At 69.6% G+C, this 15530-nt stretch carries 14 protein-coding genes; 10 read left to right on the plus strand and 4 right to left on the minus strand.

Going from position 1 to position 15530, the window contains the following annotated elements:
- Positions 1-180: 180 nt before the first annotated feature.
- Positions 181-1014: an alpha/beta fold hydrolase gene (locus UG56_RS12020; protein WP_045548265.1), complete on the plus strand. Its 834-nt coding sequence runs from the start codon at positions 181-183 to the stop codon at positions 1012-1014.
- Here UG56_RS12020 and UG56_RS12025 read toward each other — a convergent pair.
- Entirely contained in the window at positions 991-2313 is a 1323-nt protein-coding gene (locus UG56_RS12025; protein WP_045548266.1) for an MFS transporter, read from the minus strand. The genes UG56_RS12020 and UG56_RS12025 overlap by 24 nt on opposite strands.
- 170 nt (positions 2314-2483) lie before the next feature.
- Here UG56_RS12025 and UG56_RS12030 point away from each other — a divergent pair, with 170 nt between their 5' ends.
- The 8 genes from UG56_RS12030 to UG56_RS12065 all read left to right on the plus strand — a co-directional run bounded on the left by UG56_RS12030 (position 2484) and on the right by UG56_RS12065 (position 10998).
- A complete protein-coding gene (locus tag UG56_RS12030) occupies positions 2484-2852 on the plus strand; it encodes a YciI family protein (protein WP_045548267.1) in 369 nt (122 codons plus the stop codon).
- Positions 2849-4087 (plus strand): RNA polymerase sigma factor, encoded by a 1239-nt coding sequence (locus tag UG56_RS12035; protein ID WP_045548268.1) that lies wholly within the window; start codon positions 2849-2851, stop codon positions 4085-4087. The genes UG56_RS12030 and UG56_RS12035 overlap by 4 nt, the downstream gene beginning before the upstream one ends.
- Positions 4088-4193: 106 nt before the next feature.
- Positions 4194-4559: a YciI family protein gene (locus tag UG56_RS12040; protein ID WP_045548269.1), complete on the plus strand. Its 366-nt coding sequence runs from the start codon at positions 4194-4196 to the stop codon at positions 4557-4559.
- A 124-nt stretch (positions 4560-4683) separates the two neighbouring features.
- Positions 4684-5454, plus strand: coding sequence for a hypothetical protein (locus UG56_RS12045; RefSeq protein ID WP_045548270.1), 771 nt, complete (start codon positions 4684-4686; stop codon positions 5452-5454).
- A gap of 23 nt (positions 5455-5477) precedes the next feature.
- The gene (locus tag UG56_RS12050; RefSeq protein ID WP_045548271.1) at positions 5478-7409 is read left to right on the plus strand and encodes a M3 family metallopeptidase; all 1932 of its coding nucleotides are present in this window, start codon (positions 5478-5480) and stop codon (positions 7407-7409) included.
- Between the two features lie 201 nt (positions 7410-7610).
- Positions 7611-8879, plus strand: coding sequence for a mechanosensitive ion channel (locus tag UG56_RS12055; protein ID WP_045548272.1), 1269 nt, complete (start codon positions 7611-7613; stop codon positions 8877-8879).
- Between the two features lie 151 nt (positions 8880-9030).
- A complete protein-coding gene (locus tag UG56_RS12060) occupies positions 9031-9873 on the plus strand; it encodes a PadR family transcriptional regulator (protein ID WP_052693431.1) in 843 nt (280 codons plus the stop codon).
- A gap of 189 nt (positions 9874-10062) precedes the next feature.
- The gene (locus UG56_RS12065; RefSeq protein WP_177191466.1) at positions 10063-10998 is read left to right on the plus strand and encodes a type IV toxin-antitoxin system AbiEi family antitoxin domain-containing protein; all 936 of its coding nucleotides are present in this window, start codon (positions 10063-10065) and stop codon (positions 10996-10998) included.
- A gap of 100 nt (positions 10999-11098) precedes the next feature.
- Here the strand turns inward: UG56_RS12065 and UG56_RS12070 are convergent, their stop codons facing one another.
- On the minus strand, positions 11099-12331 hold the full coding sequence (locus UG56_RS12070) for a low temperature requirement protein A (RefSeq protein ID WP_218145202.1): 1233 nt from the start codon (positions 12329-12331) through the stop codon (positions 11099-11101).
- 39 nt (positions 12332-12370) lie between these two features.
- Here UG56_RS12070 and UG56_RS12075 point away from each other — a divergent pair, with 39 nt between their 5' ends.
- Positions 12371-13036, plus strand: coding sequence for an SIMPL domain-containing protein (locus UG56_RS12075; RefSeq protein WP_045548275.1), 666 nt, complete (start codon positions 12371-12373; stop codon positions 13034-13036).
- Here UG56_RS12075 and eda read toward each other — a convergent pair.
- On the minus strand, positions 13033-13662 hold the full coding sequence (eda, locus tag UG56_RS12080) for a bifunctional 4-hydroxy-2-oxoglutarate aldolase/2-dehydro-3-deoxy-phosphogluconate aldolase (RefSeq protein ID WP_045548276.1): 630 nt from the start codon (positions 13660-13662) through the stop codon (positions 13033-13035). The two genes, UG56_RS12075 and eda, sit on opposite strands and share 4 nt — an antisense overlap.
- Entirely contained in the window at positions 13655-15520 is a 1866-nt protein-coding gene (gene edd / locus UG56_RS12085; protein ID WP_045548277.1) for a phosphogluconate dehydratase, read from the minus strand. The genes eda and edd overlap by 8 nt, the downstream gene beginning before the upstream one ends.
- Positions 15521-15530: the final 10 nt, after the last annotated feature.

Raw genomic sequence — 15530 nt, forward strand, 5'->3', positions numbered from 1 at the left:
GTTGCTCCACCCGCCGCATCACTCACACCCCAGGGCGTATCGAAAGGTCCCTGATGCTCAGGGACCTAAGACCCGCGATAGGCCCAGATGCGCCGGCAATTGGGCGATTCCCGTTGCACCGGTGTCCCCCGGGGGGCAAGGTGTGGGCACCCCACGTCATTGCTTCGAGGAGCCCACTGAATGCCCAGCGTCCAGCTGTCGGCCGGTCCGATCGATTACGAGGATACCGGCGGTGACGGCCCTGTCCTCGTGCTCCTCCACGGAGTGCCGATGGACGGCCGTCTGTGGCGTCGTGCCCTGCCCTACCTCGGCGGGTTCCGGGTGATCCGGCCGACGCTGCCGCTCGGCGGTCACCGCAAGCCGATGAACCCCGACGCCGACCTCAGCCAGGTCGGCGTGGCCAACATCCTCGGTGACTTCCTCGACGCGCTCGACCTCCACGACGTGACCCTGGTCCTCAATGACTGGGGCGGTGGCCAGTTCCTCATCAACGAGGACCGCACCGACCGCATCGCGCGCTTGGCGCTGGTGGCGTGCGAGGCCTTCGACAACTACCCGCCGAAGGCGGCCAAGCCGCTGGCGGTGCTCTCGAAGGTGCCGCCGTTGTTCACCGCGGGGCTGCAGCTGTTCCGCATGGCGAGCTTCCGGCAGGCGCGCTGGGGCTACGGCGGGATGTCGGTCGACAAGGACTACCACCTCTACGACGACCTCGTTCACGGCTGGTTCGCGCCGGCCCTGACCGACAAGGCGATCCGCCGCGACTTCATCAAGTTCGCGGGCGGTGCCCCGGGTCGCGACGAGCTGCTCGAGCTCGCCGAGGGCCAGCGGAAGTTCACCAAGCCGGTGCTCGTGGTCTGGGCGGACCAGGACACGCTGATGCCCGCCGAGCACGGTCCGCGGCTGGCCGGGCACTATCCCGACGCGCGCCTGGAGATCGTCAAGGACTCCGCCACGCTGGTGCCGATCGACCAGCCCGAGGTGCTCGCCGGGCTACTTCGTGCCTTCGTGGTCTAGCAGCTCGCTCTCGGCGGGCGCGGTCCGGTTGACCCGGTAGGCGAGGAAGCTCGGCACGAGCAGCGCGCACAGCGCGATCCCGAGAATGTTGAGCAGGCCGCCGCCGGTGGTCGCGATCGCGGTGCCGACCACGGCCGCCGCACCTCCGTGCAGGACGTCGGCCACTCGTGGGCCGCCCGCGACGACCACCGTGAAGACCCCCTGCAGCCGGCCGCGTACGTTGTCGTCGGCCGCCGACTGCAGCATCGACATCCGGATGGCCGCCGAGGCCACGTCGGCCGCGCCGGCGACCATCATGAAGAGCACGCCGAGGGCCAGCATCAGGGGCGTGAGGTGGTCCGCGAAGGCGACGGTGAGCCCGAACAGGGTGATCCCGAGCGCCCAGACGCCGATGCACCAGATGACCACGCGCCCCTGGGCCTCGATGCGGGAGACCCAGCCCGAGAAGATCCCGCCGATCACCGCGCCGGCCGGGATGGCCGCGAAGAGCAGCGCGAACGCGATCCCGCCCTCGGTGGGACCGCCGAAGGACTCGTGCGCGATCTGCGGGAACAGCGCCCGCGGCATCGCGAAGACCATCGCGATCAGGTCGACCACGAAACTCATCAGCAGCACCGGCTGGTGACGCAGGTAGGCGAAGCCGTCCCAGACCGACCGCAGCCCGGGCACCTTCGAGCCGGCGCCCTCGACGGGGATCCGGGGCAGCAGCACGACGGCGTAGAGGGTCGCGAAGAGGGTGACCGTGTCGATGGCGTACAGCCAGGTGAACCCGGTGAACGGCAGCATCACGCCGGCGACCAGCGGGCCGGCGATCGCGCCGGCCTGGAAGACCGTCATGTTGAGCGAGTTGGCGGCCGGGAGCAGGTGGGCGGGCAGGATCTTCGGGAGCAGCGAGTTCCGGGTCGGCTGGTTGACCGCGAAGAAGGCCTGCTGCACCGAGAAGAGGCACAGCAGCGCCCACACGTTGGTGATCCCGAGCGCGGACTGGAGCCAGAAGAGCGCACTGGTGACGATCAGCCCGGTGGTCGAGACCATCAGGATCGTACGCCGGTCGAAGTGGTCCGCGAGCGCGCCGCCGTAGAGCCCGAAGACGATCAGCGGGACCAGTCCGAAGACGCCCGTCAGACCGACGTACGCCGACGAGCCGGTGTCCGCGTAGATCTGGGCCGGCACCGCGACCACGGTCAGCTGCGCGCCGATCATGGTGATGATCCCGGCGGTCCAGAGGCGCCGGAAGTGCGGCTCCTGGAGGGGGCGGGTGTCGGCGACGGCACCCCTGAGCCTGTCCGCGATGCTCAAATGCTGTTGATCCTGAGAGTCCGGTGGTCGAGCCTGTCGAGACCACTGATGCTAAGCGAATCAATTTACCTGGAGAAATTCCGATGAGAGGTGTCGGATCGAGGTGTAGACGTTCGTAGCAGGGGTGAGAGACGGTCACCGGGACCGTCCGGCACAGAGGAGTGATCACCATGGTTCAGTACCTGATGTCCGTGTGGGGCAGCGAAGAGGATCTCGAGAAGCCCTTCGGTGGCTATGAGTCCGAGGAGCAGATGCAGGCCTCGTTCGCCGCGACCGGAGCGTTCAACCAGAAGCTCATGGACCAGGGCTACTTCGTCTTCGCGAACGGCCTCGACTCCCCGAAGACCGCGACCGTCGTCGACGGAACGGGTGACAAGCCGGTCTACACCGACGGGCCCTACACCGAGGCGAAGGAGTTCATCGGTGGCTTCTGGGTCATCGACGTGCCCAACCTCGATGTCGCGCTCGAGCTCGCCGCGGAGGGCTCCGCGGCCTGCCTCGGCAAGGTCGAGGTCCGCCCGATGCACGGCGTCGAGTGACCGACGTCGACGAGGCGATCACCCGGGCCCACCACGAGGAGTGGGCTCGGGTGGTCGCCAGTCTGACCCGCCGTTTCGGCGACCTCGACATCGCCGAGGACGCCGCGGCCGAGGCGTTCGCGGTCGCCGTCGAGCGCTGGCCGCTCGACGGCGTACCACCTAACCCGGGCGCGTGGCTCACCACCACCGCCAACCGCCGCGCGATCGACCGGATCCGCCGCGAGTCCAAGCGTGACGACAAGCAGAAGGAGGCCGTCGCGATGCACGATGACACCCCGCACGAGCCTCTCGGCGCGATCGAGGACGACCGGCTGCGGCTGCTGTTCACCTGCTGCCACCCCGCGCTCGCGCCCGAGGCGCGGATCGCGCTGACGCTGCGGATGGTCGGCGGTCTGACCGTGCCCGAGATCGCCAAGGCGTTCCTGGTCCAGGAGACCACGATGGGCCAGCGGATCACCCGCGCGAAGAACAAGATCAAGGCCGCCCACATCCCCTATCGGGTCCCGGAGGCGGCCGATCTCCCCGAGCGGGTCTCGGGTGTCCTGGCGGTCCTCTTCCTGGTCTTCAACGAGGGCTACCTCTCCTCCGGCGACCACGAGAACGCCGTACGCAGCGACCTGACCCTCGAGGCCATCCGGCTGACCCGCCTGGTCCGTGCCCTGCTCCCGGACGACGGCGAGGTCGCCGGCCTGCTGGCCCTGATGCTGCTGATCGAGGCGCGGCGTACGGCTCGGGTCTCGGCGACCGGCGAGCTGGTGCGACTCGACGAGCAGGACCGCGGCTCCTGGGACCTCGCGCTGATCGCCGAGGGCCATGCGCTGGTGCGCGAGCGGCTCGCCGTCGTCGCCAACGGTGGCCCGGGGCCCGGGCGCTACCAGATCCTGGCGGCCATCAACGCCGTCCACACCTCGGTGCGGGACGCCCGCGACACCGACTGGTCCCAGATCGTCGCGCTCTACGACCAGATGATCCGGGTCGACGCCTCGCCGATCGTGCGGCTCAACCGGGCCATCGCCGTCGCCGAGCTGGACGGCCCCGAGGTCGCCCTCGCCGAGATCGACCGGCTCGACCTGGACGACTACCACGCCTTCCACGCCACCCGGGCCGACCTGCTGCGGCGGCTGGGGCGCAGCGGCGAGTCGCGCGCGGCGTACGACCGGGCCATCGAGCTCGCCGAGAACGCGGCCGAGGTCGCGCTGCTGACCAGGCGCAGGGACCAGCTCGGACGAATCTGAGGAATTTTCGCCCGACCCTGTCGGATCGGGGCCGGGGCGTTCGTAGAGGAAGTGAGCGGCGGTCACCCGACCGCCCTGAAACGAATCCCGAGACGAGGAGAGACGAATGCCGGAATACATCATCGCGTTCAACGACGAGTGGGTCGCCGAGCACACGCTGGAGCAGCTGCGCCACAAGCGCGACACCTCGATGGCCGTGACCAAGGAGATGAAGGACGCCGGGGTCTTCGTCTACGGCAACGGCGGGATCGACGCCTCGACCGCTCTGTTCAGCGTCGAGCTCGGTGCCGACGGCGAGCCCGTCTTCACCGACGGCCCGTACGTCGAGACCAAGGAGCACCTCGGCGGCTTCTTCGTCATCGACGTGCCTGACGACGACGCGGCGCGCTACTGGGCCGGCCGGATGTCGGTCGCGCTCGACTGGCCGCAGGAGGTGCACCGTTTCCCGAACATGGACCGCTTCGACGATTAGGGCGACCTGGATCGGAGCCCTGGCGGATGCCCGCTAGGGTACGTCCGCTGTGCTCGTTCGAGCCCGTTCCCTAGGAGTTTGGTTGCCTCATCACGGTGGTCGTCGGACCCATCTTCTCAGCCTGTTGATCACCGGACTGCTCGGTGCTGGCCTGCTGGCCGCCCAGCCTGCGCAGGCCAACACCGCGCCCCGGATCACGAAGGCGGTGGTCACCACCTGGCTGCCCGCCAAGACGACCGGGATCATCCAGTGGAACCCCGCCTTCACCTACGCAGCCAGCGACGACGCGGGCATCGCCGGCTACCAGGTGCAGGTCAAGGTCGCGCCGCGGAGCAGCTCGCCGACCGAGGTCGCGAAGATGAGCGCGGCGAGCTACGTCTGGCGCGCCGACGGGTCCAGCACCTGGCTCTACCCGTCGCGTACGTCGGTCACGACCACCCTGGAGTCGGGCGGTGTCGGGTGTTTCCGGGTCCGTGCCAAGGACGCCGCCGGGCTGACCTCGGCCTGGAGCGGCTGGCACTGCTCGCACGCGCCGATGCTCGCCGGCGAGACGTTCTCCTGGTGCTGCCAGCCCAACCTGGTCTCCAAGCTCAACCTGGACGGCAGCTCCGACGGTCCGGACGTCGTCTACGTCTCGACGCGCTACGGGAAGCAGCGCTCCAACGGTGCCTACTGTGCGAAGGGTGCCCGGCTCCGTGTCCGCACGGGGCCGCACCAGGGCAGGATGACCGTCCTGCTCGGCTCGACGAAGATCGGCACGGTCAACGCCTGGTCGAGCACGGTCGGCTGGAAGTGGGCCTCCGTCCGGGGCACCACCACCGCCTGCGGACGGCTGTGGCTGGTCCCGCTGACGGCTGCGCCGGTGCAGATGACGAGGAACTACATCCTCTACTGACGAGGTCGTGGCAGGCTTGCGGCATGAGTACGCCTGAGCCGCTTGCCCTGCCCGACACCGAGGCCGCGGAGGCCTGGGTCAAGGAGCGTACGTCGGCGACGCTGACGCACGTGCGCGAGCTGGCCGAGCGGCTGCGCACCGCGCCGCCGAGCCAGGCGCTCGAGGTGCTGAAGGCCTGGGACCAGCTCTCGCTCGAGCTCGGCTCGCTCGGCGGGCTGGCCGGGCTGCTCGCCAACGTGCACCCCGTCGAGGCGGTCCGCACCGCCTGCGAGGACACCGAGGTCGAGGTCGACCGGCTGCGCACCGAGCTCACCCAGGACCAGGCCCTCTACCGCGTCTTCGCCGACCTCCCCGAGGAGCAGACCGCGGCGCTCGACCCGCTCGCGGCCCGGCTTCTCGAGAAGACGCTGCAGGACTTCACCCGCGCCGGTGTCGACCGTGACGACGCGACCCGGTCCCGGCTCACCGAGATCAACGAACGGCTCACCGAGCTCAACCTCGAGTTCTCCCGCGTGACCCGGGACGACGTACGCATCACCACGGCCACGCCCGAACAGCTGGACGGGATGCCGGCCGACTGGCTGGAGGCGCACCCGGTCAACGACAAGGGGCTCGTGGAGATCACCACCGACTACCCCGACGCGCTTCCGGCCCGGATGTTCGTGAAGGACCCGGCGATCCGTCGCGCCGTCACAGTGGCCGGGCTCGAGCGCGGCTGGCCGCACAACGACGCGGTCCTGAAGGAGATGTTCGCGCTGCGTCACGAGCTGGCCACGCTGGTCGGCTACGAGGACTGGCCGGCCTTCGACGCCGCGGTGAAGATGATCGGCGAGGGGTCGGCGATCCCGGAGTTCATCGACCGGATCGCTGCAGCGGCCGAAGGCCGGATGAAGCGTGACCTCGAGGTGCTCCTCGACCGCTATGACCGCGACGTCCCTGGGGCCAGCGCGGTCTCCGCGGCCGACGCGCTCTACTACGAGGAGCTGGTCCGCCAGGAGAAGTACGACGTCGACAGCCAGGTGGTGCGTACCTACTTCGACTTCGCGAAGGTGCACCAGGGGCTGCTGGACGTCACCGGACGCCTCTTCGGGCTGCGCTACGAGCCGGTCTCCGACGTGGTCACCTGGCACGAGGACGTCAGCGTCTTCGACGTCTACCCGCACGACGGCGACGAGCGCCTCGGCCGGATCCACCTCGATCTCCACCCCCGCGAGGGCAAGTACAAGCACGCCGCGCAGTTCGACCTCGCCACCGGGGTGAAGGGCCGCCAGCTGCCCGAGGGCGTGCTGGTCTGCAACTTCTCCCGCGGTCTGATGGAGCACGACCACGTGGTGACGCTCTTCCACGAGTTCGGCCACCTGATCCACCACGTGCTCGGCGGGCAGGGCGAGTGGGCGCGGTTCTCCGGGGTCGCGACGGAGTGGGACTTCGTCGAGGCGCCCAGCCAGATGCTCGAGGAGTGGGCCTGGGACGCCGAGGTGCTCCAGACCTTCGCCACCAACGAGGCGGGCGAGCCGATCCCGGCCGACCTGGTGGCGCGGATGCGGGCGGCGGACGACTTCGGCAAGGGCTACCACGCGCGGCAGCAGATGTTCTACGCCGCCATCTCCTACTGGTTCCACAAGGAGCAGCCCGAGGACCTCACCAAGCGGCTGCAGGAGCTGCAGGCGGCGTACTCGCCCTATCCCTACCTCGACGGCACCCACTTCTTCGCCAACTTCGGCCACCTGGGCGGCTACTCGTCGGCCTACTACACCTACATGTGGTCGCTGGTCATCGCGAAGGACCTGTTCAGCGCCTTCGACCGGGACGACCTGTTCGCCCCCGAGGTGGCCGGACGCTACCGCGACCTGGTGCTCGCCCGCGGCGGAGAGAAGGACGCCGCCGATCTGGTCGCCGACTTCCTCGGCCGGCCCTACTCCTTCGATGCGTACGCGACCTGGCTGGTCTCGTAGATCGCGTTTCGGTGCGTTCGTGACAGGAAGCGCCGAATTGTAAATCCTTTGCTGATTTGCGTCCGCTGGAGCGCCAAACTTGCTTCACGGCTCCATCTGGACGAACGTCTCTGGAAGCAGAGGTGCCTGTTGCGCGCATCACTCGGGCTGCTCGTCGATCTCAGGCACCTTCTCAACAAACCCTATTGAGGGGAGAGACAAATGGATGCCGTGAAGGACATCGACTGGGTGGCTCTCGGGGGCAAAGTGCTCGCCGCGATCGTCATCATCCTGGTCACGTGGATCATCGCGAAGATCGTCGCTTGGGCGTTCGCGAAGCTGACCTCGAAGATCCCGTTCCTCCAGAAGGCTGGAAATGACGGGGACACCATCGGCAAGAGCCTCGGTTCAGTAGCCGGTCTGCTGGTGTGGCTCTTCGGTCTGATCGCGCTGCTGGACCTGTTCGAGCTCAGCGCTGTGCTGACGCCGATCCAGGGCCTGCTCGACGGGGTGCTGGGCTTCCTGCCCAACCTCATCGGCGCGGTCTTCGTCTTCGTTGTCGGCGCGCTCGTCGCCAAGGTCGTCCGCCAGCTCGTCGAGACCGCGCTCGGTGCGGTCCCGTTCGACAAGTGGATCGGCAGTGGCAGCAAGCTCTCCGGCCGTGTTGACGCGACCGTGGGTGTCGACGACGACGCCGACCCGTACGCTGCACCGGCGGCGCCCGCCGGCACTGCCGCGCAGATCGTCAAGGTCATCGGTCTCGTGCTCTACGCGATCATCATGATCGTGGTGGCCATCGCCGCTCTGCAGATCCTTGGGATCAGCTCCATCTCGGAGCCCGCCGAGGGCATGCTCAACATGATCCTGGCCGCTATCCCGAAGCTCATCGCCGCCGCGATCCTGCTCGGCATCGGCGTGCTCATCGCCCGCTTCGCCGCCGACATCCTGGGCCAGATCATCGACGGTCTCGGCTTCGACAACGCGCTGCGTTCGATGGACGTGCTGCCCGCCGGCCAGAGCGCCACCCCGGCGATCACCAAGGTGATCCAGATCGGCATCGTGCTCTTCTTCGCCGTGATGGCGGCGCAGATGCTGGAGTTCCCGCAGATCACCGCGTTCATCAGCGAGGTGCTCGAGCTCGGTGGCAAGGTCATCTTCGGTGGCGCGATCATCGCCGCCGGTGTCGTGATCGCCGGTGTCATCGCGAAGCTCGTGCCCGGGTCGGCCTCGCAGATCCTGAAGTACGCCACGATCGTGCTGTTCGTCGCGATCGGGCTGAAGTTCATGGGTCTGGCCGACTCGATCATCAACCTCGGCTTCGGTGCCGTGGTCGTCGGTGGTGCCGCTGCCGCGGCGCTCGCCTTCGGTCTCGGTGGTCGCGACGCTGCCGCCCGGCAGCTGGAGAGGCTCCAGGCGGAGGGTGGTGGCACCCGTTCGGCTGCCGCGCCGACCGCTCAGAACCCGACGCCGCCGCCGACGCCAGGCGTCTGATCGCGCCCACGACCCTCAGGGTCTGAGTCAGGGAGCCCCCGGATCTTCCGGGGGCTCCCTGCATTTGGCTTGAATCGCTTCGATCATCGACGTAAGATCACGATATATCGCGAAGGAACGCGATCTAGACTTTCGACATGGGAGAAGAATCATGAACAACAACAACCCTTGGGGTGACTGGATCGACCAGATCGGTCGAGAGTTCGGCAAGGGCGGCCCGCGCCGCTCCCACGGCTGGCAGGGTGGTCCCGGTTGGGGCGGACCCGGTTGGGGTGGCCCCGGCGGCCCCGGTTGGCAGGGCGGCCACCACGGTCGCGGTCGCGGACCGGCTGGTCCGCCCCCGTGGATCGCGGCGCTGCTCGGCTTCGACAACCAGCCCCCGCAGCGGCCCGGTCCCCGGGTCCGCCGTGGTGACGTACGCTCCGCGATCATCTACGTGCTGGCCGAAGCGGCCGAGCAGGCCCAGGTGATCAACGGCTACCAGGTGATCCAGCAGATCTCCGAGCGCAGCTCGGGTGAGTGGCGGCCGAGCCCCGGCTCGGTCTACCCGACCATCCAGCAGCTCGAGGACGAGGGTCTCGTGGAGTCCGACGACGAGCACGGCCGCCGGGCGATCCGGCTGACCGAGGCCGGCAAGACCTACGCCACCGAGCACAGCGACGAGCTGGCCGCCGTGTGGAAGCCGTTCGACAAGGCCGTCGACAACGCCCGCGCCGGTGCCCGTGGTGGCCGCGGCGGCCAGGGCATGGGCGACCTCGCCGGCTTCGGGATCCTCGGCGGCGAGCTCGCCCAGGTGCTCCCGGCCGTGTGGCAGCTCGCCACCTCCGGCACCGAGGGCCAGCGCCAGGCGGCCGCCGACATCCTCGCCGACACCCGGCGCAAGCTCTACGGCCTCCTCGCGGCCGGCGACGACGAACACACCGTGACCGCCGAGCAGATCGACGAGGTCGAGGAGACGGAGGACGGCGAGCCCGGCCCCGAGCCGAAGGCCTGATGTCCCACTCGTGGGGAGAGATCCCCACTCGCAGGTAGGTTCCCCACGCTCCGGAGCGTGGGGAACCTACTCATTTGTGGGGGATCGTTCGGGGCCAGCTGCCGTCCACAGGGCATGCTCGGGGTCGGGTTGTCCACAGGTCGTCTGATTGCGATTTCGCCACCGACAGGCTGGGTTGATGCTGGCGCCATGAGGTCATTGCGCGCGGTCACCAGGAGGGCCGGCTTCTTCACCCGGGCCGAGGCCCTTGCGGCGGGCTGCACCATCAACGACATCCGCACGGCCGTGCGTCTCGGTGAATGGCGCCGCCTGCGCAAGGGCGCCTACGCCTTCGCCGACGAATGGGCGCCGCTCGAAGACACCGACCGACATTGGCTCCGCACGCGCGCGGCGGTTCGGGCGCTCGGCGACGACGTCGCGGTCAGCCACGCGAGTGGGGTGGTCGCGCACGCCATCGACGGCTGGCGGTTGGACCTGGCGCGGATCCACGTGACCCGGCTCGATGGCCGCTCGGGCCGGATCATCGGCGACGTCGTGCAGCACGAGCGCGGGAAGGGCGATCTCGAGATCCGCAATGTCGCCGGCATCCGGGTGCTGGCGCCGCAGCGGTGTGTGCTCGAGGCAGCGGTTCACCTCGAGCCGGAAGCGGCCTTCTGTCTCTTGGAGTCCGGGCTGCGTTCGAAGCAGTTCGATCGCGCCGATCTGGAGGCGGCGTACGTCGCGATGCACGCCCGGCATCGGATGGGCCGGCTCCAACCCCTGATCGCCATGGCCGGTTCACGGTCGGGATCGGTGGCCGAGTCACGTGGGTCGTGGATCTTCGACCAGGCCGGCCTGCCTCGGCCGCAGCAGCAGTGGGAGGTGCTGCGCGCCGACGGGAGTCTCGTCGGCGTGGTCGACTGGGTGTGGCACGAGTGGCGGCTGATCGTGGAGTTCGACGGCAAGGTGAAATACTCCGGCAGGTTCGGCCAGACCGGCACGGACGCCCTCTTCGCCGAGAAGCAGCGGGAGGACGAGATCCGCGAGCTCACCGGCTATCGGTTCCTCCGGTTGACCTGGGAAGACCTGGCCGACCCTGCTCGGCTCGTGGCCCGTATCCGGGCGATGGCCCGGGCGGCGGTCTGATGCCCCACTCCCCGAGAGACTTCCCCACCCGTCGGAACGTCCCCCATCCTCCGGAGCGTTGGGAATCTCCCGATGGGTGGGGAAATCTCCGCGGGCCGGGTCAGAGTGCCTCGAGGTGGTTGGCCAGGTGGCGGTGTCCGAGGGCCTCGTAGCCGACGATGGTGACCACGGGCGCCAGCGCGACGACGATGAGGCACCACGACACCGGCACACCCGCGACCGCGAGCACGACGCTCGCTACCAGCACGACGGCGGTGAGGACGACCAGCAGGATGTGGAACGGGTCGATCACGTGCATGAACGAGTTGTAGAGGACGTACAGGAGCAGGGCGTACGCAGCCACGGGGATGGTGACCGACGCGACCGTGCCGACCTCGCCGAGCTTGGACTCGTCCTGGAGCAGGTAGGCGGCCACGTGGAGACCGGCGCCGGTGGCCGCGATCGAGGCGAAGAGCAGGATGTGGCCGTAGCCCCACAGGAACGAGCGGTCGCGGCGGCGGTGGAGCACCTCGGCCCAGGGGATCGTGAAGTAGGTCCACCACTGGCCGAAGGTCAGCCCGATCCCGGCGGTGAGCAGCAGGATCGCGTCCAGGCTCCACCCGATCTCCGGGTTGTGGACGATCGCCGACACGACCGCGACCGTGCCGATGACGCCCTCGCCGAGGGTGATGATCACCAACAGCCCGTAGCGCTCCGCGATGTGGTGCGCGTGCCAGGGCGTGCCACCGAAACGGCGCTCGGCGATGAACGGGCCGATCAGCTCGACCACCAGTGGCACCGTCATCGCGGCGAACGCGGTCGGCACGTCGAGCGGCAGGACGGCGAGGACGCACCAGAGCACCTGCGCCGTGAGGATCGTGGTCAGGTAGACGCGGTGCACGCCGCGCCGGCCGGGATCCTGGCGCCAGGCGCGCAGCCACTGGCCGCAGAGCGCGACCCGCATCACGACGTACCCGGCGATCAGGATCTCGTTGTGGAGCCGGTCGCCCTCGTGGATGCTCTCGAACATCTCCGGCAGACCGAGCGCCATGATGATCACGCCGACCATCTGCACCATCGTGAGCAGGCGGAACGCCCAGTCGTCGGTGTCGTAGGCCGAGGCCATCCAGGAGTAGTTGATCCACGCCCAGCAGATCGCGAACGACGCGAAGCAGAACGCCACGATGCCGGCCCACACGTGTCCTTCAGCGAGCTGATGGGCGAGCTCGTTGCCGCTCACCCCGAACGCGACGACGAAGGTGAGGTCGAAGAGCAGCTCCAAGGGGGTCGCGGCCCGATGCTCCTCATGCGGGTCGCGTCCGGTCATCTGCCTCAGGCGGCTCGTTGCAGTCACGGTGGTGAGGATAGGTGCTGACGGCGTACGTTTCCTGGCATGAGCGACATCCTGATCAAGGTGCGTGGGTCACACAGCGTCGAGGTGGCGCCGGAGCGTGGGGTGGTGTCGGCCGAGATCCGGTTCGAGGGCGCCTCTCCCGAGCCGGTGATGGAGCGGCTGCAGCGCGGGCTGCACGGCGTGCGGGGCGAGCTCGAGCGACTCGAGCAGGAGGGCGCGATCGAGCGGTTCCTCATCCAGCGGGTGCGCACCTCGGCCGAGCGGCCCTGGAACCAGGACGGCAAGCGGCTGCCGCTGGTGCACCATGCCTCCGTGGGCCTCGCGGTCGAGTTCGTCGACTTCACGGAGCTGGCGACCTGGGTCGGCCGCACCGCCGGCGACGAGGGCCTCCGGATCCACCACGTCGACTGGCGGCTGACCAAGGACAGCCGGCTCAAGGTCGAGCGCGACGTACGTCAGGAGGCGGTGCGCCAGGCCAAGATCCGGGCACAGGACTACGCCGATGCCCTCGACCTCGGCCCGGTCGCGGTCCGGAGCATCAACGACGTCGGCGTCAGCCGCGAGCTGGCGTACGAGTCGACGGCCATGCCCATGCCGGCCGCTGCTGCTGCCAAGTTCGCGGACGCCGCCGGGGCCCCGGACCTGGCCTTCGACCCGGACGACATCACGGTCTACGCCGAGGTCGAGGCGGCGTTCACCGTCTAGCGCAGCGCAGCGGTGGCGGCTGCGAGCGCGGTGACGCGGTCCCAGTCGCCGGAGGCGAGCGCGTCGGCTGGGGTGAGCCAGGAGCCGCCGACGCAGCCGACGTTACGGAGGCTGAGGTAGCTCGGAGCGGTGGCGAGCGAGATACCGCCGGTGGGGCAGAAGCGCGCGTCGGGGAGAACCGACGGCAGCGAGCCCAGGAACTTGGCGCCGCCGGAGGCCTCGGCCGGGAAGAACTTCATCGCGGTGTGGCCGGTCTCGAGCACCGCGAGGGCCTCGGAGACGGTGGCGGTGCCGGGCAGGAACGGCAGGCCGGTGTCGCGCATCGCGCCGAGCAGGGTCGGCGTGGCGCCCGGCGAGACCAGGAACTGTGCCCCGGCCGCTGCGGCCTCCTTGGCGAGCACCGGGGAGGTCACCGTGCCGGCGCCGATCAGGACCTCCGGCACCTCCTCGGCGATGGCCCGGATCGCGTCGAGCGCGACCGGCGTACGCAGCGTCAGCTCGACCACGGGCACGCCACCCTCGGCGAGGGCGCGGGCCACGGGCACCGCCTGGTCGATCGCGTCGACGACGACGACCGGGATCACCGGCGAGAGGTCGAGCAGGTCGGTGGACTTCAGGTCAGACATGGACAGGGCTCTCCTGGGACGATGCGGCGAACTGAAAGACGGAGGCGCCGGTGTCGGCGGAGCCGACGGTGGCGCGGAAGGCGCTGAAGAGCTCGCGGCCGGTGCCGCGCCACTCGGCGTCGAGCGGTGCCCGGCCGGTGGTCGGGCGGTGCGCGAACTCGTCCGGGTCGACGTCGATCGAGAGCGTGCCGGCGACGGCGTCGACGGTGATCAGGTCGCCGTCCTGCACGCGGGCGAGCGGTCCGCCGAGCGCGGCCTCGGGGGTGAGGTGGATGGCAGCGGGCACCTTGCCGGACGCGCCGGACATCCGGCCGTCGGTGACGATCGCGACGTGCTGACCGCGGTCCTGCATCACGCCGAGCGCCGGGGTGAGCTTGTGCAGCTCGGGCATCCCGTTGGCTGCGGGACCCTGGTAGCGGATCACCGCGACGAAGTCGCGACCGTCGAGGCGCTTCTCGGAGAAGGCGGTGAGGAAGTCGGCCTGGTCGTCGAAGACGATCGCCGGGGCGGAGACCACCCGGTGCTCGGGCGCGACGGCCGAGGTCTTGATGACCGCGGTGCCGAGGTCGCCGGTCAGCACTCGCAGGCCACCGTCGGGCGAGAACGGGTCCTCGGCCGGCCGCAGCACGTCGAGGTCGCCGGAGACCGGGGCGCCCTCGACCAGCTCGATCTCGCCGTCGCGGGTGAGTCGGGACTCCTGGGTGTAGGCCGACAGCCCCGGGCCGAGGATCGTGGTGACGTCCTCGTGGAGCAGGCCGGCCTCGAGCAGGGTGCGGACCAGGAAGCTCACGCCGCCCGCGGCGTGGAAGTGGTTCACGTCGGCGGAGCCGTTGGGGTACATCCGGGTGAGCAGCGGCACCACCGGCGACAGGTCGGAGAGGTCGGCCCAGGTCAGCTGGATCCCGGCGGCGCGGGCGATGGCGACCAGGTGCATGGTGTGGTTGGTCGAGCCGCCCGAGGCGAGCAGCGCGACGCACGCGTTGATGATCGACTTCTCGTCGATCATCTCGCCGATGCCGGGACCACCGGTGAGCGCCAGCTCGGTGGCGCGCGCGGCGGCGGCGCGGTTGAGCGCGGCTCGTAGCAGGGTGTCCGGGGAGGCGAACGAGGAGCCCGGCAGGTGCAGGCCGAGCACCTCCATCAGCAGCTGGTTGGAGTTGGCGGTGCCGTAGAAGGTGCAGGTGCCGCGGGAGTGGTAGCTGGCGGCCTCGGCCTCGAGCAGCTCCTCGCGGGTGGCCTCGCCCGCTGCGTACCGCTGGCGGACGCGGGCCTTCTCCTTGTTGGGGAGCCCCGAGGACATCGGGCCGGCGGGCACGAAGACGGTCGGCAGATGGCCGAAGGAGAGCGCGCCGATCAGCAGGCCCGGCACGATCTTGTCGCACACGCCCAGCATCAGCGCCGCGTCGAACATGTCGTGCGAGAGGGCGATCCCGGCCGACATCGCGATCACGTCGCGGGAGAAGAGCGAGACCTGCATGCCGTCGCGGCCCTGGGTGATGCCGTCGCACATCGCGGGTACGCCGCCGGCGACCTGCGCCAGCCCGCCGGCCCGCATCACCGCGGCCTTGAGCAGCGGCGGGTACGTCTCGTAGGGAGCGTGCGCCGAGAGCATGTCGTTGTAGGAGGTCACGATCGCGACGTTGGGCTTCGCCGCCGGGGTGATCACCTTGAGCTCGGCCTTCGTCGGCGCGGTGGAGGCCGCGAAACCGTGGGCCAGGTTGCTGCACGCGAGCCGGCCGCGGGCGGGCCCGGCGACCCGGGCGGCCTCGATGCGGGCCAGGTAGTCGGCCCGGGTGGCGGCGGAACGCTCGATGAGTCGAGCGGTGACGTCGGCGACGGTGGGGGAAACGGCAGTCACGGGTCCTCCA

This window comes from Nocardioides luteus, from assembly GCF_000960475.2.
GTDB lineage: Bacteria > Actinomycetota > Actinomycetes > Propionibacteriales > Nocardioidaceae > Nocardioides > Nocardioides luteus_A.